Annotated in this window: 27 protein-coding genes and 1 pseudogene; 15 read left to right on the top strand and 13 right to left on the bottom strand. The window is 71.5% G+C overall.

Annotated elements, in window-relative coordinates:
• Together ACFY2Q_RS14860 and ACFY2Q_RS14855 are read right to left on the bottom strand one after the other, a co-directional pair.
• Nucleotides 1-572 (bottom strand): transposase (locus ACFY2Q_RS14860; RefSeq protein ID WP_387130346.1); only part of this gene is annotated, 572 nt, incomplete at its 3' end.
• 166 nt (nt 573-738) lie between these two features.
• Nucleotides 739-1989, bottom strand: coding sequence for a DUF222 domain-containing protein (locus ACFY2Q_RS14855; RefSeq protein WP_387130343.1), 1251 nt, complete (start codon nt 1987-1989; stop codon nt 739-741).
• A gap of 349 nt (nt 1990-2338) precedes the next feature.
• Here ACFY2Q_RS14855 and ACFY2Q_RS14850 point away from each other — a divergent pair, with 349 nt between their 5' ends.
• Entirely contained in the window at nt 2339-2722 is a 384-nt protein-coding gene (locus ACFY2Q_RS14850; protein WP_387130340.1) for a hypothetical protein, read from the top strand.
• 61 nt (nt 2723-2783) lie between these two features.
• Here the strand turns inward: ACFY2Q_RS14850 and ACFY2Q_RS14845 are convergent.
• Both ACFY2Q_RS14845 and ligD read right to left on the bottom strand, forming a co-directional pair.
• Nucleotides 2784-3025: pseudogene (locus ACFY2Q_RS14845) on the bottom strand (IS630 family transposase); the annotation flags it as partial.
• 284 nt (nt 3026-3309) lie between these two features.
• Nucleotides 3310-4347, bottom strand: coding sequence for a non-homologous end-joining DNA ligase (ligD, locus tag ACFY2Q_RS14840; RefSeq protein ID WP_387130338.1), 1038 nt, complete (start codon nt 4345-4347; stop codon nt 3310-3312).
• Nucleotides 4348-4394: 47 nt separating this feature from the next.
• Between ligD and msrB the strand changes: the two genes are divergently transcribed.
• Nucleotides 4395-4799 (top strand): peptide-methionine (R)-S-oxide reductase MsrB, encoded by a 405-nt coding sequence (msrB, locus tag ACFY2Q_RS14835; protein WP_387130336.1) that lies wholly within the window; start codon nt 4395-4397, stop codon nt 4797-4799.
• On the opposite strand, the gene ACFY2Q_RS14830 is transcribed toward msrB, so the two are convergent.
• From ACFY2Q_RS14830 to ACFY2Q_RS14820, 3 genes are all read right to left on the bottom strand, one after another.
• Nucleotides 4765-5403, bottom strand: coding sequence for a DUF305 domain-containing protein (locus ACFY2Q_RS14830; RefSeq protein ID WP_387130333.1), 639 nt, complete (start codon nt 5401-5403; stop codon nt 4765-4767). The genes msrB and ACFY2Q_RS14830 overlap by 35 nt on opposite strands.
• 62 nt (nt 5404-5465) lie before the next feature.
• The gene (locus ACFY2Q_RS14825; protein ID WP_387130331.1) at nt 5466-6209 is read right to left on the bottom strand and encodes a lytic polysaccharide monooxygenase; all 744 of its coding nucleotides are present in this window, start codon (nt 6207-6209) and stop codon (nt 5466-5468) included.
• Between the two features lie 110 nt (nt 6210-6319).
• Entirely contained in the window at nt 6320-6595 is a 276-nt protein-coding gene (locus ACFY2Q_RS14820) for an isoamylase early set domain-containing protein (protein ID WP_387130329.1), read from the bottom strand.
• Between the two features lie 166 nt (nt 6596-6761).
• On the opposite strand from ACFY2Q_RS14820, the gene ACFY2Q_RS14815 reads away from it, so the two are divergent.
• The 4 genes from ACFY2Q_RS14815 to ACFY2Q_RS14800 all read left to right on the top strand — a co-directional run bounded on the left by ACFY2Q_RS14815 (nt 6762) and on the right by ACFY2Q_RS14800 (nt 9891).
• Nucleotides 6762-7022 carry a hypothetical protein gene (locus ACFY2Q_RS14815; protein WP_053653495.1) on the top strand — a complete coding sequence of 87 codons (261 nt, stop codon included), beginning with the start codon at nt 6762-6764 and terminating at the stop codon, nt 7020-7022.
• A 203-nt stretch (nt 7023-7225) separates the two neighbouring features.
• Entirely contained in the window at nt 7226-8170 is a 945-nt protein-coding gene (locus ACFY2Q_RS14810) for a DMT family transporter (RefSeq protein WP_387130327.1), read from the top strand.
• 35 nt (nt 8171-8205) lie between these two features.
• Nucleotides 8206-8661 carry a GNAT family N-acetyltransferase gene (locus ACFY2Q_RS14805; RefSeq protein ID WP_387130324.1) on the top strand — a complete coding sequence of 152 codons (456 nt, stop codon included), beginning with the start codon at nt 8206-8208 and terminating at the stop codon, nt 8659-8661.
• 177 nt (nt 8662-8838) lie between these two features.
• Nucleotides 8839-9891 carry a lytic polysaccharide monooxygenase gene (locus tag ACFY2Q_RS14800; protein WP_387130389.1) on the top strand — a complete coding sequence of 351 codons (1053 nt, stop codon included), beginning with the start codon at nt 8839-8841 and terminating at the stop codon, nt 9889-9891.
• Between the two features lie 58 nt (nt 9892-9949).
• Here the strand turns inward: ACFY2Q_RS14800 and hemQ are convergent, their stop codons facing one another.
• Genes hemQ through hemE form a run of 3 tightly spaced genes read right to left on the bottom strand, consistent with a single transcriptional unit; the run spans nt 9950 to nt 13216 of the window.
• Entirely contained in the window at nt 9950-10651 is a 702-nt protein-coding gene (gene hemQ, locus ACFY2Q_RS14795) for a hydrogen peroxide-dependent heme synthase (protein ID WP_387130321.1), read from the bottom strand.
• Nucleotides 10648-12057: a protoporphyrinogen oxidase gene (hemG, locus tag ACFY2Q_RS14790; RefSeq protein WP_387130319.1), complete on the bottom strand. Its 1410-nt coding sequence runs from the start codon at nt 12055-12057 to the stop codon at nt 10648-10650. Before hemG ends, hemQ begins: the two co-directional genes overlap by 4 nt.
• 7 nt (nt 12058-12064) lie before the next feature.
• The gene (hemE, locus tag ACFY2Q_RS14785; RefSeq protein WP_387130317.1) at nt 12065-13216 is read right to left on the bottom strand and encodes a uroporphyrinogen decarboxylase; all 1152 of its coding nucleotides are present in this window, start codon (nt 13214-13216) and stop codon (nt 12065-12067) included.
• A gap of 196 nt (nt 13217-13412) precedes the next feature.
• Between hemE and ACFY2Q_RS14780 the strand changes: the two genes are divergently transcribed.
• On the top strand, nt 13413-13985 hold the full coding sequence (locus ACFY2Q_RS14780; RefSeq protein ID WP_387130315.1) for a DUF3000 domain-containing protein: 573 nt from the start codon (nt 13413-13415) through the stop codon (nt 13983-13985).
• Between the two features lie 45 nt (nt 13986-14030).
• On the opposite strand, the gene ACFY2Q_RS14775 is transcribed toward ACFY2Q_RS14780, so the two are convergent.
• Nucleotides 14031-14975 (bottom strand): hypothetical protein, encoded by a 945-nt coding sequence (locus ACFY2Q_RS14775; RefSeq protein ID WP_387130313.1) that lies wholly within the window; start codon nt 14973-14975, stop codon nt 14031-14033.
• A 131-nt stretch (nt 14976-15106) separates the two neighbouring features.
• Nucleotides 15107-16351: a trypsin-like peptidase domain-containing protein gene (locus ACFY2Q_RS14770; protein ID WP_387130311.1), complete on the bottom strand. Its 1245-nt coding sequence runs from the start codon at nt 16349-16351 to the stop codon at nt 15107-15109.
• Nucleotides 16352-16618: 267 nt separating this feature from the next.
• Here ACFY2Q_RS14770 and ACFY2Q_RS14765 point away from each other — a divergent pair, with 267 nt between their 5' ends.
• The 5 genes from ACFY2Q_RS14765 to ACFY2Q_RS14745 all read left to right on the top strand — a co-directional run bounded on the left by ACFY2Q_RS14765 (nt 16619) and on the right by ACFY2Q_RS14745 (nt 23272).
• Complete coding sequence (locus ACFY2Q_RS14765; RefSeq protein WP_387130309.1) at nt 16619-17938, top strand: ribonuclease D; 1320 nt, start codon at nt 16619-16621, stop codon at nt 17936-17938.
• A gap of 177 nt (nt 17939-18115) precedes the next feature.
• Nucleotides 18116-19309, top strand: a complete 1194-nt coding sequence (locus ACFY2Q_RS14760) for a thiolase family protein (protein ID WP_387130307.1) — start codon at nt 18116-18118, stop codon at nt 19307-19309.
• Entirely contained in the window at nt 19306-21366 is a 2061-nt protein-coding gene (locus tag ACFY2Q_RS14755; protein WP_387130305.1) for a 3-hydroxyacyl-CoA dehydrogenase NAD-binding domain-containing protein, read from the top strand. Before ACFY2Q_RS14760 ends, ACFY2Q_RS14755 begins: the two co-directional genes overlap by 4 nt.
• A 164-nt stretch (nt 21367-21530) precedes the next feature.
• Complete coding sequence (locus ACFY2Q_RS14750) at nt 21531-22583, top strand: hypothetical protein (protein ID WP_387130303.1); 1053 nt, start codon at nt 21531-21533, stop codon at nt 22581-22583.
• Between the two features lie 101 nt (nt 22584-22684).
• Nucleotides 22685-23272 carry a hypothetical protein gene (locus ACFY2Q_RS14745; RefSeq protein ID WP_387130301.1) on the top strand — a complete coding sequence of 196 codons (588 nt, stop codon included), beginning with the start codon at nt 22685-22687 and terminating at the stop codon, nt 23270-23272.
• A gap of 60 nt (nt 23273-23332) precedes the next feature.
• Here the strand turns inward: ACFY2Q_RS14745 and ACFY2Q_RS14740 are convergent, their stop codons facing one another.
• Nucleotides 23333-23836, bottom strand: coding sequence for a levansucrase (locus ACFY2Q_RS14740; RefSeq protein WP_387130299.1), 504 nt, complete (start codon nt 23834-23836; stop codon nt 23333-23335).
• A gap of 260 nt (nt 23837-24096) precedes the next feature.
• On the opposite strand from ACFY2Q_RS14740, the gene ACFY2Q_RS14735 reads away from it, so the two are divergent.
• From ACFY2Q_RS14735 to ACFY2Q_RS14725, 3 genes are read left to right on the top strand one after another with little or no spacing between them, the layout of a single operon-like run.
• Entirely contained in the window at nt 24097-24405 is a 309-nt protein-coding gene (locus tag ACFY2Q_RS14735) for an ArsR/SmtB family transcription factor (RefSeq protein ID WP_387130297.1), read from the top strand.
• Nucleotides 24402-24878: an SRPBCC domain-containing protein gene (locus ACFY2Q_RS14730; RefSeq protein WP_387130293.1), complete on the top strand. Its 477-nt coding sequence runs from the start codon at nt 24402-24404 to the stop codon at nt 24876-24878. Before ACFY2Q_RS14735 ends, ACFY2Q_RS14730 begins: the two co-directional genes overlap by 4 nt.
• The gene (locus ACFY2Q_RS14725; RefSeq protein WP_387130291.1) at nt 24875-25501 is read left to right on the top strand and encodes a dihydrofolate reductase family protein; all 627 of its coding nucleotides are present in this window, start codon (nt 24875-24877) and stop codon (nt 25499-25501) included. The genes ACFY2Q_RS14730 and ACFY2Q_RS14725 overlap by 4 nt, the downstream gene beginning before the upstream one ends.
• The last annotated feature ends 21 nt before the right edge of the window (nt 25502-25522 follow it).

The raw sequence follows: 25522 nt of genomic DNA, 5'->3' as shown, positions 1-25522 counted from the left end.
ACCACGATGGCGTCGATGAACACGGCGGCGTAGATCTCATCCAGGGGCCGGTGGGACCAGTCGGTCATCTCCTCGATCACCTTGTCGGTGATCCGCGAGATCGTCTCCTTCGACACCGAAGCCCCGTAGATCTCCGCAAAGTGCGCCGAAATCTCGCCCGTGGTCAACCCCTTGGCATACAGCGACAACACGACCTCGTCGACTCCCGACAACCGGCGCTGCCGCTTACGCACGATCTGCGGCTCGAACGTGCCCGCCCGGTCCCGCGGCACGTCGATCTGCACCGGCCCGGACGCGTCGGTCAGGACCGTCTTCGACCGGGTCCCGTTGCGGATGTTGCCCGCCCCGGCGCCGGCCTGGTCGTGTTTCTCGTAGCCGAGGTGATCGGTCATCTCCTCGTTCAGCGCGGTCTCCAGGACCGTCTTGGTCAACTGCTTCAGCAGCCCGTCCGGGCCCGTCAACGACAGCCCTTGCTCCTTCGCGGCCCGGACAAGCTCAACGGCGGCCTTCGCCTCCGCCGACGGCTCGGGCCGCTTCCTACGTCCGGTCTGATCGTTCAGTGTCGCGGTCATCACGGCACCCTCCTCACCAGGCACAACGCCCGGCAGGTCAGGCCGGAAACACCTTTAGATCCACAGACCCCACCTCGGTTGCCGGTTCGCGCTCCCGCTGATTGGGCGCGCCGGGAGCCGGAGGTGGACGGGGACGTCGCGACAACGAGCCATGAAGACGGATTGGCTACGTCCGCCGGTGGTAGTGGTTGCGGCGGGGGATCTGCGTGGGGTCGAGCCAGGCCGGTGGGATGAAGTCCGGGTGGCCGTCGCCGCCGAGCCGCACGGTCCAGTCGCTGTGGTGAAGGTGTCGATGGTGGTGGCCGCAGAGCAGCACCGCATTGTCGAGGCTGGTCGGGCCGCCATCAGCCCAGTGCCGGATGTGGTGGGCGTCGCACCAACGCGGTGGCCGGTCGCAGCCGGGAAAAGCACATCCCCGATCCCGTAGGACCAGCGCGCGGCGCAGTGGGCCGGTGATGAGACGGCGCTGCCGACCGACATCCAATGGCTGACCGGCACCACCAAGCACGGCCGGCAGCACAGCCGCGTCACACGCGAGCCGACGCGCCGTGTCAGCGCTAACCCGCAGGCCAGTGTCCAGAACACCAGCGCCCAACTCCCGGGTCAGACTGTCGTAGCCGATGGTCACGACGACCTGCGCCGGATCACCGCCGCTCTCCGGCAACTCGCCGGAACGCAGGGCCAGGCGGCACACGTCAGCGAGCGCGTCATGCCGACGCTGCCCAGGACTACGGGTGTCATCAGGCCCGGCAGGTGCGGTGAGCGGGTCGATCGCGGCCCGCACCACCGCCGCCGCTTCGGTATCGAGGATCCCCGACAGCCGCAGCCGCCCATCAGCCTGCTCGCTGACGGTGACGTGCCGGTCCCGGGCAGCCCGCGCGTCCTGCGCCTGCAACGCCGCCTCGGCAGCAGCATCAGCCACCTCCGGAGCAACATGATCAAGAATCCGGGCACCCATCCTGCGCAACAGAAACGGATCGAACTGCCCCGCCCAGTCGAGCAACACACCAACGGCCTTGTCAGCCACCTCCACACCAGCGGCGGCCCGCACCGTCTCGACCGTCTCGGCGATAACCCGCGCCTGCTCGACCGTGACCGCCCCGCCGGCCACCGCATCACGCACCCCACACGGCACGGCATCAAGCGACGCGGCAAGACCCACCAACCGGCGAGCCGCACCGACGTCGAGCCGCAACCGCTCACGCAGCCACACCGCCGTCGACGACGCGCCCTGCGTGGTCGCGACGCCGCGACCGTCCACCTCACGCACCAGGGCCAACTTGACCGCCCCCACGCGTTGCTCAAGACGGTGCGCTACCTCCAACGCAGCGACCAGATCACCCTCAGACAGACCCCAAGCGGCCACGTCAAAGCACGCCGCCACCGCAGCCTCAGCCTGCTCCAACGCATCGATCACACAGAAAGACTAGGACATATGTACGACAACTTTCGGGGCAGTCAACCCGCCGCCCACGTCAATGAACACCTATGAACGCAACACACCCCCGGGCCACCAAACGGGCCGAGCCGACGAATCGACCGATCCCGCCAAGCTGGTGCGGGGTCCACGAACGTTGCCAGTGTCGCGGCGAGGTCCACGGCGATTCGGCACGCCTCCAACGCCGCCGGTCGTGGTCTGGAGTTGGCGCGACAAACATCCCTGGACACGGCATTAGCATTGATGCGGCGCGGGCGGGGCACTGCCCGACCGGAACGGGGGGCTAGTGGGCGCGGCGATACGGACATCGCTCCGGCGGTGGGCCGGCGTGCCCCGGTGGGTTCGGGTCGTCGTGATCGCCACCGTCTGCGTCTTTGCGTACGGCGGGATCGTCCACCTGGGCGACTTGCTCGGCGTCCGGCCGGGTGGTCCAGGCCCGTCCACCCCCACCTGGCTGATGCTGTACTTCACCTCGCTGACGGTGTTCGACCCGCTCGCGGCGCTGTTGCTAGCGGTGCGCCGGATCGAAGGGCTGCTGCTCGGCTGCGCCGTGCTCGGCAGCGACGCGGCGGCGAACGGGTACGCCAACTACGTGCTGGACACCGCGCCGGGGATCACGCCCGGCCGGATCGGGCAAGCGGTGATCACGGCACTCGCGATCGCCCTGATCGCGGCGGCGCCCAGAGTCGCGCCCTGGCTGCACCGGCCGTGACGTGCTGGCGAGTGCGCTATCCATGAACGTTCATCGGGTCTGATCGGTCAGGCGGCTTTGGTACCTCCTCGATGCGGTCCAGCTTGGCGTCGAAGTCCGGGTCGGTCGACTCCTTCCAGGTCCGGGTCCGTTGCCAGCTGACCTCGTGGCGCGCAGCAGTTGCCGGAGCCGTTCCCGGCCCACCACCACCTGTCGGTCACCGTTGGTAGCGAGGTAGTCGGCGAGTTTGCGCAGGCTCCAGCGGGTGAACGGGCGGCCGAGCTTGCTCGGACGCGTTGTGGCCGTCGCGACGATGAACGCCTCACTAGCGAGCAGCCAATCTGGGCTCGATGGGCCGACGGGCCCGACTGGGCCGACGGAGCCGGCGAACTGGGTCAGCGCGGCGGGGCCGACGGAACCAGCGAACTCGGCAGGCTCTGTGATTCGGCCGCTCCGTGGCTCGGCCATTTTGGGTGGGCCCGGCAGGCGAGGTCCAGCGGCGCGGCAGGCCAGCGGCGCGGCAGGCCAGCGGCGCGGCAGGCCAGCGGCGCGGCAGGCCAGCGGCGCGGCAGGCCGGCCGCACGGCCGCCTGTACGCGGCGCGGCAGCTCAGGCGGTGTCGTCGTCGGGGGTGCGTTTGGCGCGGCTGGGTTGGACCCGCTTGGGTTCGCCGGGCATCTTGGGGTGGTCCGGAGGGTACGGCAGGTCGCCCTGGCCGGCGGCGGCGTCCCGCTCGGCCCACTCCAGGAGCGGCGTGATGTCCCACGGTGCGTCGTCGATGCCGGCGTGTGGGTCACCCCGCTCGGCGAGTCGGGCGGGGACGCTGCGGAGGTCGAAGTCGTCGGGGTCGACGTCGGGTAGTTCGTCCCAGGTGACCGGGGTGGAGACAGTGGCTCGCGCGGTGGCCCGCAACGAGTAGGCGCAGGCGATCGTCCGGTCCCGTGCCATCTGGTTGTAGTCGACGAAGACGCGGCTGCCGCGCTCCTCCTTCCACCAGGCGGTGGTGACCAGGTCCGGCTGGCGGCGCTCCACCTCGCGGGCCAGCGCGATGGTGGCCCGGCGCACCTCCGTGAACGTCCACCGGGGTTGGATGCGCAGGTAGACATGCACGCCCCGCCCACCGGAGGTCTTCGGCCAACCGGTCACGCCCAGCTCGTCGAGGAGCGCGCGGACCTCCCCGGCGGCGCGGGCCGCGTCGGCGAAGTCGGTGCCGGGCTGCGGATCCAGGTCGATGCGCAGCTCGTCGGGGCGGTCCACGTCGGCGGCGCGCACCGGCCACGGGTGGAACACGATGGTGCCCATCTGCGCCGCCCAGGCCACGTGCGCCAGGTCGACCGGGCGGAGTTCCGCCGCGCTCCGGCCGCTCGGGAAGGTGATCTGCGCGGTCGTCACCCAGGGCGGGACGCCACGGGTCGGCACCCGCTTCTGGAAGAACGCCTCACCCTCGACGCCCTCGGGGAAACGTTGCAGCGTGGTGGGCCGGTCGCGCAGGGCACGCATGATGCCGTCGCCGACTGCTAGGTAGTAGTGGAAGACGTCCGCCTTGGTGAAGCCCCGCTGCGGGAAGATCACCCGGTCGGGACTGCTCAGCCGTACGCTGTGCCCGGCCACCTCGACCTCGGTGACCGCTGCCTTGGTGCCAGCCATCTCGCGACCTTATGTCACACCCCCGACGTTCGACGTACCGTTGACGGGTGAGTCTTGACGACAACGAGCTGCCCCAGACCGAGGACGAGTGGCGCGTCCGGTTGTCCCCCGAGGAGTTCCACGTCCTGCGGGAGGCCGGCACCGAGCGCCCGTGGACAGGCGAGTACGTGGACACGAAGACCCAGGGCGTCTACCACTGCCGCGCCTGCGGGTTGGAGCTCTTCTCCAGCGACACGAAGTTCGACTCGCACTGCGGGTGGCCGAGCTTCGACGACGCCATCCCCGGCCGGGTCAAGGAGATCGAGGACCGCAGCCTCGGCATGGCCCGCACCGAGATCCGTTGCGCTCGCTGCGACAGCCACCTCGGGCACGTCTTCCACGGCGAGGGCTTCACCCCGAAGGACACCCGACACTGCGTCAACTCGATCTCGGTCCGGTTGGAGCCGAGCTGATCTGAGCCGCGTACCCCTGGAGCATCTCGACCTCGGCGGTCCGGGACCGTTCGATCCGCCGGGCCAGGTCGCGGACCCGCTCGTCGCGGCCGACGTCGACCTGGGCTCGGGCCAGGTCGGCCGCCGCTCGCTGGTGGTCGGCGAGCACCTCGCGCAGCACTTGGTCGACGTCGGCGTCCGTCGCGGTCCGCAGCCGGTCGAGCGCGGCGTCGTCGCCGTGCCCGGCGTGGTCGTGCCCGGCGGCGCCGGCGCCCGGCCCGGCCGTGGGCAGCCAGCTACGCATGGTCGACAACTCGTCGGTCTCGGTCACCTCGATCGCGGCGGTCAGGGTGCGCAGCGCGTCGTCGCGCAGCCGGCCGCCCGCCAGCCGGACGATCTGCAGGGTGCGTTCGTTGTGCCCGACCATTGTGTTCAGGAAGACCACGTCGATGCCGCTCAGCGGGCCTTCGGCGGCCGCGCCGGCCGTCGGCGGCGCGCCTGCCGCCGACCTGGCCGGGGCCGCGGGAGCCGGCGCGGCCGGCGGGGTGGACGCGGACGGCCCGGCGCAGGCCGCGGCCAGCAGCAGCGCGGCGACCAGGGGCGCCAGCGGGGTCGCGCGAGGCATGGCGGGTGCTCCGATCACGCGTGGGCGGCGACACGGGCGCGGCCGGGACCGCGCCCGTGCGGTCAGACCTGAAGCCAGAGCGCGGGTACGTTCGGCGGCTCCCAGCCGGAGATCGCGGTGTGCGCCTGCCGGCAGCGGTACGTGAGACCGCCGTAGGTGACCTGGTCGCCGACCTGGTAGGCCCGGCCTGCCGTCCAACTGCCGCCGGGTGCGGGCGGAGTCGTCGGCGCGGCGGTCGGGGTTGGTCGCGGCGTGGGCGAGGGGGTCGGCGAAGGGGTGGGTGTGGACCCGCCGCCGCCGCCGATCTGCACGTCGATGCAGGAGTAGAACGCGTTTGCGGTGTCGGAGATGTTCCACACCGCGAGGATCTTCTGCCGTCCCGAGAATCCGCCGAGGTTGACGGTGTGCGAGACGGTGGCGCCCGGCTGCTGGCCGTTGCCGTTGACCACACCGACCCGGGTGTTGCCGATCCAGTACTCCCAGTTGCTCGTGGCGTGCCGGGCGGTGTTGACCCAGGTGAAGGTCAGCGAGCTGCCGACCGAGGTGGCCGGCCAGCCCCTGTTGTCGTCGTTGAGGACGGCGAACTGGGCGATCCCGGCGTTGCAGCTGCGCAGGCCCTTGGGCCCCTCCACGCTCTGCGGCTCGTACTTGATCTGCCCGCAGTCGGGCACCCGGCCCTGCGCGCAGAGTGCCTGCCGGCTCGGCGGGGCGGAGACGTAGCCGTGGGCCTGGGCGGGGGCGGCGACGGTGAGGGTGGCGGCGACAGCGCCCGCCGCCACAAGCGGGACGGTGATTCTTCGACGCATCGGGGCAGCTCCTTCTGTGACGCGCGGTGAGGTGCCCCTCAACGTAATTTAAACTTTGTTAACAGTAAAGAGCCTGGTCAATAAATCCATCGATGGCGGCGAGTTTCCTGTCAGAGTCGGAGCAGGCCGCCGTTGTCGTCGATCTGATCTGCCGACTCGTCGTCGAGCCAGACTCCGCCGCTGGCGAGGTAGCGGAACCGATACTCCCCCGGCGCGAGCTTCACGGTCACCGTCCGGGTGCCGTCGCGGCGGGCGACCAACTCGTGCCGACCGGGCTGCCAATCGTTGAAGCAGCCCACCACGCTCACCGGGCCGGGTGGGAGGTCCCGGGGCAGGCAGAAGGTCACCCGGGTCAGGCTGCCGAAGAGCTTGTTGCGCTTGATCATTGCGGTCCTCCGAGCGTCGCGGCGGGTCACGGCGGTCCCATCCGGCCTAACGGACGACGCGCCAGAGCCGACACGCCGCCCAGACCGGTCAAGCGGTGGCGTTTCACCACATGCCGCCGCATGTCGGGGCACGCTCATGACACATGTCCTGATACGGGGGGTTTCCATGGCAACGTGCGAGGTCTGCGGCAACGACTACTGGATGGCGTTCGAGGTGCGGACCGTCAGCGGCGACGTGCACACCTTCGACTCGTTCGAATGCGCGATCCACCGCATGGCACCCATCTGCGAGCACTGCGAAATCAAGATCGTCGGGCACGGTGTCGAGGTAAACGGTCGGTTCTTCTGCTGCGGGCACTGCGCCCGCTCGGTTGAACGCACGGAGGGCGCCGAGATCCGGGACGCCGTCGGCGCCCGCCCGGCCTGACAGGCCCGCACCCGCCCGCCTGACACGGCCCGCTGCGGTACGGTCGTCGTCATGCGGCCTTTCCTGGGCGTCCTTCCCCCGCCGCGCTCCTGATCGGAGCGCCGCGCCTCACGCCGACCGGGTGACCCACCCGCTCGGCCATCTCGCCGTACGCGCTCCGTCGACGTCGTCCCCGTCAACGGCTCACCCTTCGGAGCGCATCCGTGTCCACGTCCCGTACCGCGTCGCCGGCCACCCTCGCCCCGGCCGTCCGCAAGGCCCGCACCGGCCTGATCCAGATCACCGTCACCGGAGTGCTGTGGGGCACCACAGGCGTGGCGGTGCAACTCCTGCGCGACAGCACCGGGCTCAGCCCGGTGAGCATCGGCTTCCATCGCCTGGCCATCGCCGCGCTCGTCCTGCTGGCGTGCACCGCCGGCCGGCTCGGCGCGCTCCTTGGCGCCCTGCGTGCGGCGCCTCTGCCGTTGGTGATCACCGGCGTCGGCCTCGGCCTCTACCAGGCGCTCTACTTCGTCGCCGCGGCGCTGGCCGGGGTCAGCGTGGCCACAGTGGTCAGCCTGGGCCTCGCCCCGGTGCTCGCCGCGGCCTGGGAGTCGGCGCGCGCCCGCCGGATCCCCGGCCCGCTGCGCCTCGGCACGCTTGTCGCCGCCGTCGCCGGCCTTGCGCTGATCACCATGGCCACCGCGCAGCCCACGACTGCGGCGCCGGCCCCACTGCTCGGCCTGCTCGCGGCCGCCGGCTCCGGCCTCGGGTACGCGGTGACGACCCTGATCAGCCGGCAGGTGTCGCAGCGCACCGCACCGATGACGCTGACCACCATCTCCACCACAGTCGGCGCGCTGACCCTCGCGCCGTTCGCACTTGTCGCCGGTGTCGGCGTCCCGGTCCGCGTCGACACCGTGGCGCTGCTGCTGCACCTCGGTGTCGTCACCACCGCCGTGGCGTACGCGCTGTTCTACGCCGGGCTGCGCACCACCCCCGGCAGTGTGGCCGCCGTGCTGACCCTGCTCGAACCGTTGACCGCGGCGGCGCTTGCCGTGGCGCTGCTGCACGAGCCGCTGCCGCTTCCGGTGCTCGTCGGCGGCGTGCTGCTGCTCACCGCCGTGGCCGCCACCTACCTGCGCCCCGGCCACCCGGAGACACCCTGACGACCCCGGCACGGGCGGCGGCCTACCATCGGTGGGTGCCACAGCAGACCACCGAGCTTCGGACCGCCGCCTTCGCCGACCTGGACGCCCGCACCTTCCACGACCTGCTCAAGCTTCGCGTCGACGTGTTCGTGGTGGAGCAGAACTGTCCGTACCCCGAACTCGACGGGCGGGACGTGGAACCGGGCACCCGACACCTCTGGTTGACCGACGGCGGGGCACCCCTGGCGTACCTGCGGATTCTCGCCGACCCGGACGGCCTGGCGCGGATCGGTCGAGTGGTGGTGGCCCCGGCGGCCCGCGGCGGCGGACACGCCGGGCGGCTGATGGCCTCGGCGCTGGAGGTGGTGGGCAACCGACCGTCCGTGCTGGAGGCCCAGTCGCACCTGGTCGGGTTCTACGCCCGGCACGGCTTCGAGGTCAGCGGCCCGGAGTACGTCGAGGACGGCATCCCACACACCCCGATGCGGCGCGAACCCATTGACGGCTGACGATTTGCCTGGCATTGTGCCGGGTAGCGCCGTCGCAGGAGCCAGCGAATAGGCACGGGAGTGGGCACTCCCGGCAGTCCGGGTGTCGTCATCCGACCTCATCCCCCCGGGGGCTCCATGTCCACTCTCACCCGATCACGACGCGTGTTCTGGTTGTTCGCCATCGCGACAGCCGCCATGCTCCTGTTGACCGCCGCGCTGACCACCATCCAGGCGCAGCCCGCCTCGGCGCACGGCTCGGTCGTCGACCCGCCCTCGCGCAACTACAGCTGCTGGCAACGCTGGGGCGGCGACTTCCAGAACCCTCGGATGGCCACCGAGGACCCGATGTGCTGGCAGGCCTGGCAGGCCGAACCGGCGGCCATGTGGAACTGGAACGGCCTGTTCCGCGAGGGTGTGGCCGGGAACCACCAGGGCGCCATCCCCAACGGTCAACTGTGCAGCGGCGGACGCACCCAGAGCCCCCGCTACAACGCGCTGGACACCGTCGGCGCCTGGAAGACCACACCGGTGTCGAACAACTTCCGGCTCCGCTTCTTTGACCAGGCCAGCCACGGCGCCGACTACATACGGGTGTACGTGACCAAACAGGGCTTCAACTCCGCCACCCAGCCACTCGGCTGGAGTGACCTGGAGTTGGCCGGCCAGATCGGCAACACACCGGCCTCGCAGTGGAACCCGGACACCGGTGGCGTCTCCATCCAGATCCCGGTAAGCGCACCGGGGCGCAGCGGCCGGCACATCGTCTACACGATCTGGCAGGCCAGCCACCTGGACCAGTCGTACTACCTGTGCAGCGACGTCGACTTCGGCGGATCGTCGACCCCGCCCCCCACCACGCCGCCGCCGACCACCCCGCCGCCCACCACTCCCCCGCCGACCACTCCTCCGCCCACCACTCCCCCGCCCACGACGCCGCCGCCGGCCGGAGCCTGCACGGCGTCGTACCAGGTCACCGGCCAGTGGGCCGGCGGCTTCCAGGCTGAGGTGAAGGTGACCGCAGGCGGCTCGGCCGTCGGCGGCTGGTCGGTGAACTGGAACTACGGCAACGGCCAGCAGGTCGCGTCGTCGTGGAACGCCACAGTCACCACAAACGGCACGCAGGTCACCGCGCGCAACGTCAACTACAACGGCACCCTCGCCGCCGGAGCGAGCACCACCTTCGGGCTGCTCGGCTCCTGGAACGGCAGCAACCCGGCTCCGCTGGTCTCCTGCACGTCGACCAGCTGATCCCCGGCCGGCGCCGCACCCGGGCGGGGGTGCGGCGCCGGCCGGCGGGTTGCGCCGATCAGACCAGGCAGTTGACGATCTCCGCCACCGAGCGGCGGCGGCCCGTGTAGAACGGGACCTCCTCGCGGACGTGCCGGCGGGCGCTGGAGGCGCGCAGGTCACGCATCAGGTCGACGATTCGGTGCAGCTCGTCGGCCTCGAAGGCGAGCATCCACTCGTAGTCGCCAAGCGCGAACGACGCGACAGTGTTGGCCCGGACGTCCGGGTAGCCACGCGCCATCTTGCCGTGCTCGGCCAGCATCTCGCGCCGCTCCGCGTCGGGCAGCAGATACCACTCGTAGGAGCGGATGAACGGGTAGACGCAGATGTAGGGGCGGGCCTCCTCGCCGGCCAGGAACGCCGGGATGTGGCTCTTGTTGAACTCCGCCGGCCGGTGCAGCGCCATCTGCGACCAGACCGGGGTCAGCGCCCGACCCAGCGTGGTGCGGCGGAACCGCAGGTACGCGTCCTGCAACGCGTCGCTGGACGCCGAGTGCCACCAGATCATCACGTCCGCGTCGGCGCGCAGCCCGGCGACGTCGTACACGCCCCGGATCACCACGTCCTTGCCGGCCAGCTCGTCGAAGAGGGCCTCGACCTCACCTGTGACGTTGTCCCGCAGCGACGGCAGCGGGGCGCTGGCCCGAAACACCGACCACATGGTGTAGCGGATGCTGTCGTTGAGCTCCCGCAGGCGTGCTGCGTTGGTCTGCTCGCTCATCTCGCCGATCCTCCCAGTGCTGTGATGATCTCGTCGGCCGCCGTCTCGCCGGAGCGGACGCAGACCGGGATACCGACGCCGTCGTAGCCAGCGCCGGCGAGGACCAGAGTGGGGTGCGCGGCCCGCAGCGCCGTACGCGCGGCGGCGACCCGGTCGGCGTGCCCAGGGGTGTACTGCGGCAGCGCACCACCCCACCGCTGCACGTGCCCGTCGACAGGGGCGGGCAGCGGTTCGCCGAGCACCGCCGACAACTCACGGTGCACGGTGGCCGCCAGGTCCTCGTCGGGGCGTTGGAGTTGCTCCTCCTCGCCGTACCGGCCGACCGAGGCACGGACCAGCGCCAGCCCGTCCGGCCGGCGCAGGTGCCCCCACTTCGTGGTGAAGAACGTCGACGCCTTGATCAGCAGCCCTTCGGTGCTCGGCACCAGGAAGCCCGACAGCTCGGGCAGGCGCGGCTGCGGCAGCGCCAGCGTGACAAGCGCGACGCTCGCGTAGTCCAGCTCACCGACGGCCGTGGCGGCCGCCGGGGCCGGGCCGCTGAGCAGGCGGGCCGCCGGCCGGGCCGGCACCGCCAGCACCACGGCGTCCACGTCGACACGTTCCGGGGCACGGGTCGGGCCGACGGTGAGCCGCCAACCCGTGACTGTGGGCACCACCTCGCGGACCGCGGCGTCGCGGCGGACCGTCGCGCCACTTGCCGTCACCGCCGCCTCGACAAGTGTGCTCAGCCCGCCGGCCAGGGTGCCGAAGACCGGGGCGCCGGGGGCGCGCGGCGCGGCGGCCTGCGCCGCCCGGACCGCACCCACAAGCGTGTGTTCGACCCGCGCCGTGCGGGCCAGCGCCGGCATCGTGGTGACAAGGGAGAGATCGTCGGCGCGGCCCGCGTACACGCCGCCCAGCATCGGGTCGACGAGCCGGTCGACCACCTCGTCACCGAAGCGCGACCGGACCAGCGCGCCCACCGACACGTCCTCGTCGGGCGCGACAAGCGGCCGGCCGCCGTCGGTGTCGGCGTCCGCGGCCGGGCGCGCGACAGTCGTCACCCGATCCAGATCCCCGGGTACGCCGACAAGCGTGCCGCCCGGGATGGGGCGCAGCCCTCCGTCGACAACCAGTGCCGCCTGCCCGACGGTGGGGTGCACGATCTGCTCAGCCAGCCCGAGCCGGCGGGCCAACGTCACCGCCGCGCTCTCGGCCCCGGTCGGGTCGCGCATCAGGAACGACTCGGCCCCGAACTCCACAGGCTGACCGGCCAGCTCCCCGGTACGCAGCTTTCCGCCCAGCGCACCGGACTGCTCGTACACAGTGATCTCGGTGCCGGCCGGGGCGCGGTCGCGCAACCGGACGGCGGCGGCCAACCCGGCGATCCCGCCGCCGACCACCGCCACCCGCCAGGGCTGCCGCATTGCCGCCTCAGCCCTGGTCGGCCCGGCGGCTGGACAGCTCGTGCACGAGCGCGACCACCCGGGTCAACACCTCCGGGTCGGTCTCCGGCAGCACGCCGTGACCGAGGTTGAACACGTGCCCGGGGGCGGCCCGGCCCTGCTCCAGGATGCGGCGGACCTCGGCCTCCACCACCGGCCACGGCGCGAGCAGCACGCACGGGTCCAGGTTGCCCTGCACCGCCTTGTCCGGGCCGATGCGGCCGGTGGCCACGTCCAGCGGGGTACGCCAGTCGACGCCCACCACGTCCGCGCCGGCCTCGCCCATCGCGCCGAGCAACTCGGTGGTGCCCACCCCGAAGTGGATCCGCGGAACCCCGGCGTGCGACCGCTCCGGCTCGGCGCGTCTGTCGCCGCGCCCCGACCCGGAGCAGTCGTCGGCCAGCCCGCTCAACACCTCGGTCGAGTGCGGCAGCACATAGCGGCGGTAGTCGGCCTCGGAGAGGGTGCCCGCCCACGAGTCGAACAGCTGCACGGCGGACACGCCGGCCTCGATCTGCACCCGCAGGAAGGCAAGCGTCACCTCTGCCAGCCGGCCGCAGAGCGCGTGCCACAGCTCCGGATCGCCGTACATCAGCGCCTTGGTCTTCGCGTGGGTCCGCGACGGGCCACCCTCGACCAGGTAGCTGGCCAGGGTGAACGGCGCTCCGGCGAAACCGATGAGCGGGGTGTCACCCAGCTCGACCACCAACTGCCGGACGGCCTCGTCCACGTACGGGACGTCGTCGCGGGTGATCGGGCGAATGCGCTCGACATCAGCGGCGGTACGGATCGGCTCGGCGACCACCGGGCCCGTGCCCGGCACGATGTCCAGGTCGACCCCGGCCGCGGCGACCGGCACCACGATGTCGCTGAACAGGATGGCCGCGTCGACCCCGTGCCGGCGCACCGGCTGGAGGGTGATCTCGGTTACCAGGTCCGCGCGGCGGCAGGATTCCAACATCGGCACGCTCGCTCTGATCTCCCGGTATTCCGGTAGCGAGCGGCCAGCCTGGCGCATGAACCAGATCGGGGTGTGCGAGCCAGGGCGACGCCGGCAGGCCCGGATGAAGGGCGAGTCGGCGGGGCCGCCGGGGCGCGGGTCTCCGTCTCGGGCGGCAGTGCCCGTGGTTTCCGTGGTCATCGCCGCAATCGTGCCACGCCCACCACCCCCACCCCACCTGGGGTTAAAGGAAGGGCACCTTCTTGACGCCTCCGGTAGAGCAGGGACCCCTTGTTACCACCGGAGCCGTGCACGTCGCGCGGTACGGCGTCGGCGTCGGACTGGGCGTCGGCGCGCCGTCGAAGCAGGTGCGCCGACGGCGGCATAGGCTGCCGGCATGGCCCCCCCGATCGCGCTCCCGGAGACCTTCGTCCGCGCGGTCGCCGGGTTGCGGTCGCCGGCACCCCGGCCGGAGATCACGCTGGAGGAGGTCGGCGCCCCCCAGCGGCTGGCGCCGTACACGTTCGCGCTCTCCGCGGCGGTGCTGCGCGACGGCGACGAGGTGGCCACCGGCCGGCTGATCCTGCTGCACGACCCGGCCGGCCACGAGGCGTGGCAGGGCACGCTGCGGCTGGTCACCTACGTGACCGCCGAACTGGAGGCCGACCTCGCCGCCGACCCGCTGCTGCCCGGGGTCGGCTGGACGTGGCTGACCGACGCCCTGGACGCCGAGGACGCGGCTCACCGGGCGATCGGCGGAACGGTCACCCAGACCATGTCGACCCGGTTCGGTGACCTGGCCGGCCCGCCGACCGCCGGTGACATCGAGATCCGCGCCTCCTGGACGCCCGTCGACGACAACCTCGCACCCCACCTGCTCGGCTGGTGCGCGCTGCTCGCCTCCACGGCCGGCCTTCCGCCGCCCGGGGTCACCGCCCTCTCCGACCGCCGTCCCGCCGGCACCGCCTGACGCCGCCCCGCCCGAGTTCCGGGCGGGGGCGGACGTCCGTCGGGTTTACAGGTAGTTCTCCGCCTCGTCGCAGACCTTGTCGAGGCCCTTCATCGCCGCGTCGTACGCGCTCTTGTTACCGGCCGCCGCCGCGCCGAGCGCGGTGGTCAGCTTGTCCAGGCAACTGGCGATTACCTTCTTCTGCCGGGCCTGCTCGTCCCGGTCGTTGCGGGTGCCGGTCAGGTCCTGCTGGGTGTTGTCGAGCTTGGTCTGCATGGTCTGCAGGTCGGTCTTGAGTTTCGCGATCTCGGTGGTGTTGGCCGCGATGGTGCCGTCCCGCTCGCTCACCTGGTTGGTGAGGCGCTTCTCGGTGCGGTTCAGTTCGTTGTTCTTCGTCACGAACAGCCCGGTCATCACCCCGCTGAGGACGAAGAGCAGCCCGGCCACCAGGGCCAGCACCAGCACCGCCCGACCCCGACGGGCCGGCGGCGTGACGGGAGGCCCGTACGGCGGCGCACCGGGCGGGGCAGACATCGGCTGCCCGTACGCCGGACCGGAGACGGGCGGCACGGACATCGGCTGCCCGTACGCCGGACCGGAGACCGGCGGCGCGGACATCGGCTGCCCGTACGCCGGACCGGAGACGGGCGGCGCGGAGACCTGTCCGCCGTACGGCGGCGCGCTGGCCGGGTAGCCCGGCGACCCCTGCGGGGTGCCGTACTGCGGCGGCACGGGCTGGGCTGCCCCCTGCTGCGGAGCCGCCTGACCGGACGCGTACTGCTGCGGTGCCGCCTGGCCCGACGCGTACTGCTGCGGCGTGGCCTGGCCCGGGGCGTACTGCGGCGTGGCCTGACCCGGCGTGAACTGCTGCGGCGGGGTGGGCAAGCCGGCCGGTGGGCCGGCGGCGTACGGCACGGTCTGGTCGGCGGCGGACGGCGGTTGACCCGCGCTGGCCGGCGGCGTCGGGGTGGCCGACGGAGCGCCCTCCGGCCCGGTTGGGGGTTGAGACATGACGTTCCTCCAGGTGAGCAGGTCCTCCGCCGGTAGGCGTGACGGACCGGGTGCGGCGAGGTCAGCCGGGTCCGAGGACCCGGTCGGAACGGGATATGGCCGGGGTGGCGTGGGAGGCCGGGGACGCCCGCTCAGCAGATCTTGAAACCGTCGCAGGCGACCTTGATCGGTACGGCCAGTCCGATGCCCTCGGCGTCACGAGCCTTGGCGGTGGCGATGCCGACCACCTGCTTGCTGCCGTTGATCACTGGCCCGCCGGAGTTGCCGGGGTTGATCGGGGCGTCGAACTGGATTGTCGGCCCGGAGGACCCCTGGGCGGAGCGCAGCGCGCTCACCACACCTGTGGTCACGCTGTCCTCCAGGCCGAGTGGAGCGCCGACCACGATGATCTGCTGGCCGGATTTCACGGCGCTGGGTGCGGTGACCAGGCCGGTGAACTTGCCGCTTGTGCGCAGTTGCGCCACGTCGTTGGTCTTGTCGACCTTGACGATGGTGGCTGGGAAGCGCTGGTCGGTGCGTTCCAGGAAGACCTGGCGTCCCCCGCCCTCCCAGACCGACTCGATCACGTGGAAGTTGGTGAACAGGTTCGTCCCGCCGCCGTCCGCCGGCTTGCCCACCGCGAACGCGCTGCCGGTGAACTGACCGGCCCGGACCCGGAACACGCTGGGCAGCACGGCGCTGGCCACCGCCTCCGGGTTGAACGCGGCGCCGGCCTGCTTCTCGAGCTCGTCCGCGCGGGTTTCCAGGCCGTCGAGGCGGGTGCCGTCGCTCTCCTGGGCCTGCGCCAGCCGCCGGTCGGTGTCGGCGAGCCGGTCGCCCAGCCGGTCGAGTTGGAACGCCTGCACGCCGGCCACGGCGGCCAGCACGACGACCAGCAGCGTGGCGAGCATGACCGGCCAGCGACGCCGGCCGGGCCGCGCGGGTGGCGGCGGGGCCTGGCTCGGCCAGCCGGGCTGACCACCGCCGGGCTGGCCACCTGTGAACATCTGTGGCGCGCTGGCCAGGTCACCGGGCGACGGGTGGCCGCCGGCGCCGTAGGGGGTGGGGGCGCCCGGGCCGTACGGCGTCGTGCCGTACCCCATCGATGCGGCGCCCTGCGGCGCTGCCGTGCCGTACGTCGTCGGCGCGCTGCCGTGGGGTGCCTGAGCGCCGCCGTGGGGTCCGGACGTGCCGTGGGCTGCCGACGGCGCGGTGCCCGGAGGCGCCGCGTTCCACTGGCCGGCGTTGGGCGGGGCCGCCCAGCCGGAGCGGGGTGCCGGAACGCCCTGCGGCTGCTCGGTCCCGCCGGGCGGCATTCCGGGCCAGGCAGCGCCGGCGGAGGGCGGTTCGATGCGTGGTGGCAGTGGCCCCGGTCGCCCGGATGTGCCCCCAATCATGTCGTCAGGCTTGGCGCCCTCCGGTCGTCGGTCCTGCGCGCCGAAGCCAGCCGTCATGATCGCCTTGCCCTTCCCATGGTCTTCCTGTGCCGCACATCGACCCGGACGTCACCCAATCGGTCGTCGCGGCTCGATGGACCGTACCTGCGTCAACGGGCTTTGTCTCCCCCGATGTCCGGCATCCGAAATGACACCTTGTGGACAGCTGATCGACACACGCCGGACCGGCTGCACGCGCAATATCGGTGCGCGCACTAGGGTTGGCAGGTGACCGACGAACCACCCCTGCGCCGTCGGCCCACCGAAGAACTCCCGGGACACGAACCCCACCACCCGCCGCTGGCTCAGCCGCAGCCGGCCGGCGAGGGGCCCGACCCGACCGACGGTGGGCCCGTTCCGCTGATCGCCCCGCGTGACGGCACCCCGGATCCGGTGGCCGCCCCGGCGGAGCTTGCCGAGGTCGTGGCCCGCTTCGCCGCGGGCACCGGCCCGGTTGCGCTGGACGCCGAACGCGCCTCCGGATACCGCTACAGCCAGCGCGCCTATCTCGTGCAGCTCCGCCGCGCGGGTGCCGGCACGGCGCTTATCGATCCGCTGCCGCTGCCCGACCTCAGCGCGCTGGACGCGGTGATCGGCGAGGCCGAGTGGGTGTTGCACGCCGCGAGCCAGGATCTGCCCTGTTTGGCCGAGGTTGGGTTGCGTCCGCGCCGACTCTTCGACACAGAACTGGCCGCTCGGCTGGCTGGGTTCGAGCGAGTCGGTCTGGCCGCGCTGACCGAGCAGCTACTCGGGTTCACCCTTGAGAAGCACCACTCGGCGGCCGACTGGTCAAGTCGTCCGCTGCCCGAGTCGTGGCTTACCTACGCGGCCCTCGATGTGGAGCTGCTCACCGATCTGCGTGACGCGCTCGATGCCGAGCTGGCTCGGCAGGGCAAGTCGGCCTGGGCCGCGGAGGAGTTCGCGGCGCTGGTGCGTACCGGCGCCCGGCCGCCGCGGGTCCGCGCGGAGCCGTGGCGGCGCACGTCCGGCATCCACCGGGTGCGGGGAGCGCGGGCGCAGGCCCGGGTGCGTTCGTTGTGGTACGCCCGGGACCAGATCGCGTCGCGGCGGGACGCCGCGCCGGGGCGGGTGCTGCCCGACTCGGCGATCGTTGCCGCCGCCGAGCTGGACCCGCAGGACGAGAAGACGCTGTTGACGTTGCCGGGCTTCGGTGGCCGGTCGGTCCGCCGGTTGGCGCGCACCTGGCTGGCCGCGCTCGACGACGCCCGGCAACTGCCGGACGACGCGCTTCCGGTCACCCCGGCCGTGGAGGGTCCGCCTCCGCCGCACCGGTGGGCCGAGCGGGATCCGGTGGCGGCGGGTCGGCTGGCCCGCTGCCGGGAGGTGGTGGTCCGCATCGCCGGCGAGCACAACCTGCCTCCGGAGAATCTGATCACGCCGGATTCGATACGTCGGCTGGCCTGGAGCCCACCGGAGGAGCTCACCGAGGAGACGGTGGCGGAAACCCTGCGCGGCTTCGGCGCCCGCGAGTGGCAGATCGCCCTGCTCACTCCCCATCTGACCCCCGCTCTGTCGCTCCCGGCCTGATCCCGCGTGCCGCGCCGGGGCCGGGTGGTGTGGGGTGGGCCACAGCAGGCGGTGCGGACGGGTTGGTTACTGGCGAGTAGCATTCGGGGGAAACGTGCCCGTGTCGGCGACCCTCATTCGGTTCTGAGTGCCGCCCGCCTGCGCAAAGGCCGAATTGTGGTCGAATAGGAGGCTCAAGTGCCCCGTGAAGTTCGAGATGTCGTCTTTGTCGACGGCGTCCGTACCCCGTTCGGCAAGGCGGGTGGCATGTACGCCAACACCCGCGCCGACGACCTGGTGATCCGCTGCATCCGGGAACTGCTGCGCCGCAACCCGCAGCTGCCGCCGGAGCGGGTCGAGGAGGTCGCCATCGCGGCCACCACCCAGATCGGCGACCAGGGCCTCACCATCGGCCGCACCGCCGCACTGCTGTCCGGTCTGCCCAAGACCGTTCCCGGCTTCGCCATCGACCGGATGTGCGCAGGCGCGATGACCGCGGTGACCACCGTCGCCGGTGGCATCGCCATGGGCGCGTACGACATCGCCATCGCCGGCGGCGTCGAGCACATGGGCCGCCACCCGATGGGTGAGGGCGTCGACCCCAACCCGCGCATCGTCGCGGAGAAGCTTGTCGACCCGTCCGCCCTGGTCATGGGCGCCACCGCGGAGAACCTGCACGACCTGGTCCCGCACATCACCAAGGCCCGCACCGACGCGTTCGCGCTCGCCTCCCAGCAGAAGACCGCCAAGGCGTACGCCAACGGCAAGCTCCAGGACGACCTGGTGCCGGTTGCCACCCGCGACGCCGAGAACGGCTGGGGCCTGGCCACCGCCGACGAGGCTCCCCGGGACACGTCGCTGGAGAAGCTCGCCACCCTGAAGACCCCGTTCCGCCCGCACGGCAAGGTCACCGCGGGCAACGCGGCAGGCCTGAACGACGGCGCCACCGCGAGCCTGATCGCCGACGAGGCCACCGCCCGCGAGCTGGGCCTGCCGGTCGCCATGCGACTGGTGTCGTTCGGTTACGTCGGCGTGGAACCGGAGGTGATGGGCATCGGCCCGATCCCGTCGACGGAGAAGGCGCTGCGCATCGCCGGCCTGACCATCGACGACATCGGCCTGTTCGAGCTGAACGAGGCCTTCGCCGTGCAGGTGCTCGCCTTCCTCGACCACTTCGGCATCGCCGACGACGACCCCCGGGTCAACCCGTGGGGCGGCGCCATCGCCATCGGCCACCCGCTCGCCTCCTCCGGCGTACGGCTGATGACCCAGCTGGCCCGCCAGTTCGCCGAGCACCCCGAGGTCCGCTACGGCGTGACCGCCATGTGCATCGGCATCGGCATGGGCGGCACCGTGATCTGGGAGAACCCGCACTGGGAGGGCGACAAGTGAAGGCACCTAACGAGGTCGTCACCAAGGCGCTGCTGCGTCAGGTGACCGTACCGGGGCTGGACCGTCCGGCCGCCCTGATCACGCTCGACAACGGCTTCGACCACACCAAGCCGAACACGTTCGGTCCGGCCGGCCTGGCCAGCCTGGACGAGGCGATCACCGCCGCGCTGGCCGCCGACCCGGCGTTCATCGCGGTCACCGGCAAGCCGTACATCTTCTGCGTGGGCGCGGACATCGTCGGCCTGCCGCAGCTCGCCGACCGCGCGCAGGCCCTGGAGATCGGCCGGCTCGGCCACCGGGTCTTCGCCCGGCTCAAGGACAGCACCGTCCCCACCTTCGCGTTCGTCAACGGCGCGGCGATGGGCGGCGGCCTGGAGTTGGCGCTGCACTGCCACTACCGGACGCTCTCCGGCGGCGCTGCGGCCCTGGCCCTGCCCGAGGTCTCCCTCGGTCTGGTGCCCGGCTGGGGCGGCACCCAGCTGCTGCCGAACCTGATCGGCATCCCCGCCGCCACCCAGGTGATCATCCAGAACCCGCTGATGCAGAACAAGATGCTCAAGCCGAAGCAGGCCGCCGAGCTGGGCATCGCGGACGTGCTGCTGGAGCCTGCCGACTTCCTGGAGCGGTCCCTGGAATGGGCCGCCGACGTCGTCCGGGGCCAGGTCACCGTGACCCGGCCCGAGGTCGACAAGGACATGTGGGCGGGCGTGCTCTACTTCGCCCGGGAAACGCTCAACCAGCGGCTGCACGGCGCGGTTCCGGCCGCGTACAAGGCCCTCGATCTGTTGGAGACGGCGAAGGACGGCGACTTCGCCGCCGGCACCGCCGCCGAGGACGAGGCCCTCGCGGACCTGGTCTTCTCCGAGGAGCTGCGCAGCGGCCTGTACGCCTTCGACCTGGTGCAGCGGCGGGCCAAGCGGCCGGCCGGCGCACCGGACAAGGGCTTGGCCCGCACGATCACCAAGGTCGGCATCGTCGGCGCGGGCCTGATGGCCAGCCAGTTGGCGCTGCTGTTCGCCCGCCGCCTCCAGGTGCCTGTGGTGATGAGCGACCTGGACCAGTCCCGTGTGGACAAGGGCGTCGGCTACGTGCACACCCAGATCGAGAAGGCCGTCACCAAGGGCCGGATGGACAAGGGCACCGCCGCCAAGCTGTACGGCCTGGTCAGCGGCACCGTCGACAAGAGCGCCTTCGCCGACGCCGACTTCGTCATCGAGGCGGTCTTCGAGGACCTGGGCGTCAAGAAGCAGGTCTGGGCCGAGCTGGAGAAGATCGTCTCCCCGGAGGCGGTGCTCGCCACCAACACCAGCTCGCTGTCGATCACCGAGATGGCCGCGGAGTTGGAGCACCCGGAGCGGGTGGTCGGCTTCCACTTCTTCAACCCGGTGGCGGTGCTGCCGCTGCTGGAGATCGTTCGCGGTGAGCGGACCGACGACGCCACCCTGGCGACGGCGTTCGCGGTGAGCAAGCAGCTCAAGAAGTCCTCCGTGCTGGTCAAGGACGCCCCGGCGTTCGTGGTCAACCGGCTGCTGACCCGCTTCCTGGGCACCGTCTTCGCCGCTGTCGACCAGGGCACTCCGCTGGACGTCGCCAACAGCGCCCTGGACCCGCTGGGCCTGCCGATGCGCCCGCTCGCCCTGCTACAGCTCGTCGGGCCGGCAGTCGCGTACCACGTGGGCGGCACGCTGCACACGGCGTTCCCGGACCGGTTCGGTGTCAGCGAGAACCTCAAGCGGATCGCCGACTCGGGCCAGCCGATCGTGGTCGACGACCAGATCAACGACGAGGTCGCGAAGCTGCTCGTGGTCGGCGACGAGCCGCTCACCGAGGAGCAGGTACGCCAGAACGCGCTCGACGCGCTCGCGCAGGAGATCCGGCTGATGCTGGACGAGGGCGTGGTCGCCGAGGCGCAGGACATCGACCTGTGCATGATCCTTGGCGCCGGCTGGCCGTTCCACCTGGGCGGCGTGACACCGTACCTGGACCGGACCGGCACCTCCGAGCGGGTCACCGGCCAGCGGTTCCTGCCGCGCGGGGCGGCGAGCCTGCCCGCCTGATCCACACACATCGCACCCTGCGTTCGCGGTGGTTGCCCCGTCCAGCTTGGATGGAGGCAGCCACCGCGAATGTCGTTGTGCCCGGTTCCCGTCGGGTCGGGACAGTGGAACCCTGGGGTGGCTGGCCACGATCACCCGTTCGCCCCCTCGCCTGGAGCTGATCAATGTCCTCACCGCCGGTCGACCCCTGGTCCGGGCAGACGGAGCCCGACGCGCGCTACGACTTCCAGCCGCCGCGCGCCGACAGCTACCCGCAGCCGCCCGCCGAGGGTTGGGCGCCCCAGCCGGCCGGGCAGCCGCCGTACGACGGCCGCTGGCACGCCGGGCAGCAGCCCGCTCCGCCACCTGCGGCCCAGCAGCCGTACCCCGCACAGCCGTACCCCGCACAGCCATATCCCACACAGCCCTACTCCACGCCGCCGTACCCCACACAGCCGCACTCCGCGCCACCGCACTCCGCGCCACCGCACGGCGGATATCCCGGCACGCCGCAGGCCGGCTATCCGGCCGGCCAGTACGCCGGCTACCCGCCGCCCCATCCCGGCGGCGGCGGACAGGGACAGTCACGTCAGTTGATCCTGGTCCTGGGCATCGTCGGGCTGCTGGTGCTCTGCCTCGGCGGGGGCGCAGTCGCCTACGTGGCCTACGACCGGAATCAAGAGGCCGACCCGAAACCCACCCCGACCGCTGCCGCCACCGCCACGCCGAGCGCCACCACCTCCTCGGTGGCCACTCCGTCGCAGGGGCCCAGTCCCGCCGCCCAGATTCGGGTCGTCGCACCGGGGGCCCTCGCGGGGCGGGCGAAGAGCACCGACCCGACGCTGAAGAAGGCGTCGGAGGAGATGGTCCGGGGGTTGAGAACCTCGGTGAGCGGCGACGCCGACGTCGCCGGCGCCTTCTACGGCAGCGCCAACGAGCGGAACATGCTCATGGTGATCGCTGCCTCCACGTTCGTGCTCAATCCCGCGAAAGAGCTCGACGACGCGGTGCGGGGGTTGGCCAAGGGCATGGCCGTGACGGAGATGACCACCATCGCCCCAGGTCCATTGGGCGGGGTGGCCAAGTGCGGCGACGGCAAGTCCGCGGATGTGACGCTGGGTGTCTGCGCCTGGGCCGACCACGGCAGCGTCGGGATCATCGTGATGTTCTTCTCGTCCGCGGCCGCCGCAGCGGCGGAGTTCGTCGACATCCGGGGGCAAATCGAACAGCAGTACTGACCGACACGGCGACGAACTGGCCCGAAACGCGGCCCTGCGCCTGCGGCAGTCGAGTCGTCATTGGACGGACCGCGCTCGCCAACCGATCCTGGAGTGGACTGATGTCCCAGCCGCCGGCCAACCCCTACGGACCGCCGCAGCAGGGCGGATGGCCGCCGCCGCAGCAGGGTTTCGGGCCCGCGCAGCCCGGTCAGCCGTACGGCTACCCGTACCCGGTTGTCGGCCCGCCGCCGAAGAAGTCGAACGTCGGCACGATCGTGTTTGTCGCGCTGGCGGCGGTGCTGGTGCTCTGCCTCGGCGGAGGGGCCACCGATATCGTCGACAGGATCAGGCCCGCGGCGCTGAACGAGACAAGCGCGGTCGGTGCCTACTACGGCGACCCGGTCAAGAAGGAATTCCTCGTGGTCGCCGCCGTCTCCGGGCCGCTCTCTGACCCGCGGAAGGAACTGGACGCGGCGGTGAACCGGCTGTCCGACAAGCTGAACATGACAAACATGACGGCCGTCGAGCCCGGCCCGCTCGGCGGCGAGGCTCGCTGCGGCGACGGCAGGGGCGAGGGCGTGCCGCTCGCTGCGTGCTTCTGGGCAGACCGGGGCAGCATGGGTGTGGTGGTCATGTACTACAGGTCCGCCGAACAGGTGGCCGCCGAGTTCGTCGGCATGCGTGGTCAGATCGAGCAGCGTTCCTAAAGCGGTGGACGACCGCGGCCCGGCCACCGTCGGGTGGCCGGGCCGCGTGCCTCATGCCGTTCAGGCCACCGGGAAGTACGCGTTCAGCTTGCTGCGCAGGTGGGCCGCGTAGATGATGCCGAGCACCGGGTTGCCCCGGTACGCGCTTGCCGTGCCGGTGCTGACGTCCACCGCCACCGGTCGGGCCACCGCCGCGAACTTCACCTGCTGCCCCTGCGTGGCCCATGCCGAGGCCGCCGGGTCGATCTGGGTGCCGACCAGTGCGGGGAACAGCGCGACGCCGTTCTGGAAGCCGCGCAGTTGCCCCTTGCGGGCCAGTACGTAGTCCGTCGCCGTGGCGGTGAACGTCTGCAGGGCGGCGGCCGTGACCAGGGTCGCCGGCGCGGCGATGGTGAACAGGTGCAGCTTGGTCGCCATCCACCGCATCTTGAAGTCGCCCCGGTAGCCGATAAGCACCGGTACGCCGCCCCAGTCCTCGGTTCGCACCTCGCAGCCGTCGGCCCTAAGCCGCTCACCGGCCCCGGTGAGGTACGCCTGCACCGGCTCCGTCGCCGTCACGTCCATCTGCCACACATCCTTTATCTGACCGCTGTGGCCGCTCATCTAACACCACCGCGGCCGGCCCCGCCGCCCCTGCCGCCACCCGCTCGGCCGGGTTGCCGAGCCCGGAGGACGTCCGAGCCCTCGCCTCCGGCAGCGCGCCGACCGGTCACCGTCGTCACGGCCGGGCACTCCCGAGGGCCGCCAATACTTTGCCCTTGCGCTAAGTGTCAGCTCACGCAACACTTAGCCGTATGGCACAGCATTCGCCACAGCTCGACGGAGTGTTCGTCGCCCTCGCTGACCCGACCCGGCGCTGGGTCATCCGACGCCTTGGCCACGGTCCGACGAGCGTCGGCGATCTCGCCCGCGAGGTTCCGATGACCCTTCCCTCGTTCATGAAGCACGTGCGGACGCTCGAGTCGAACGGACTGATCCGCACGACCAAGTCCGGCCGGGTACGCACCTGCGTGCTCAACCGCGAGCGCCTCGCCGTCATCGACGACTGGCTCGCGGAGCAGCGCCGAATCTGGGAAGAGCGCACGGACCGCCTCGAACGCTTCGTCACCGATCAGCAGGAGAACCAGCAATGAATCCCGACCTGGACCTGACCTTGGCGCGGGTCATCCGCGCCCCTCGCGCTGCCGTGTGGAGCGCCTGGACCGACCCGTCTCGCTTCGAGAAGTGGTGGATCCCGGCGCCGACGCTGTGCCGCGTCGATCGCTTGGACGTCCGGCCCGGTGGCGCGCTCGTGACCCGACTGAGCGACGACGGGCTGGAGTTCGTCCCGCACCTCGATGCGTGCTTCCTCGTCGTCGACGATTTCGAGCGGATCGTGTTCACGAATGTGATTGACAGCGCCTGGCGGCCCGCGAACCCTACCCCGGTCCCCATGACCGCGGAGATCACCATGAAAGATCATCCGGACGGCACGGACTACCGGATCATCGTCCGCCACGGTGATCCCGCCGCTCGCGTCCGTCACGAGAATCTCGGCTTCGCGGAGGGCTGGGGCTCGGTCACCGAGCAACTCGCCGGGGTCGCCGAAAGCCAGGGTGCGCTATGAAGATCGCCCTTACCGGGTTCGTCACTCTCGACGGGGTCAGCCAGGGTCCCGGCTCGCCGACCGAGGATACGAGCGACGACTTCACCCGGGGCGGCTGGCTCGTGCCCTACCTGGACGAACTCTTCGTTCGGCGCACCTCTGACTGGCTGGGTCTCGCCGACGGTCTGCTGCTCGGGCGGCGAACCTACGAGGCGTTCGCTCGCGACTGGCCGCGGATCACCGACCCCAACGATCCGTTCACCGAACGGATGAACTCCCTACCAAAGTACGTCGTCACCAACACCCTGACGGAGGGTAGCTGGCACCCGACGTGGGTGCTCCACGGCGACCCGATCCACACCGTCGGGAAGCTCAAGGCGCAGCCAGGACGCGAGCTCCAGATCCATGGGAGCGCGCGACTTGGCAGGGCCCTGTTGTCGGCCGGTCTCGTCGACACACTCCGACTCGTCGTCGCCCCCACCGTGGCCGGTTCCGGGCGGCGGCTGCTCGACCACCCGAGCGCACCCGTCGGCCTCCGACCCGTTCACCACGAAGTGACGCCGAACGGCCTGCTCCTGCTCGAGTACGAGCATGTCGGCGCCGCCCCGGTCGCGGAATACGAGGGCGTCACCGCCTTCGTCTAGTCACCACGTCCACGGTGCGGC

The organism is Micromonospora sp. NPDC000316 (genome assembly GCF_042898885.1).
Taxonomy (GTDB): Bacteria; Actinomycetota; Actinomycetes; order Mycobacteriales; family Micromonosporaceae; genus Micromonospora.
The sequence above is the reverse complement of the archived record's forward strand: the minus strand, read 5'-3'. Positions and strand labels throughout refer to the sequence as shown.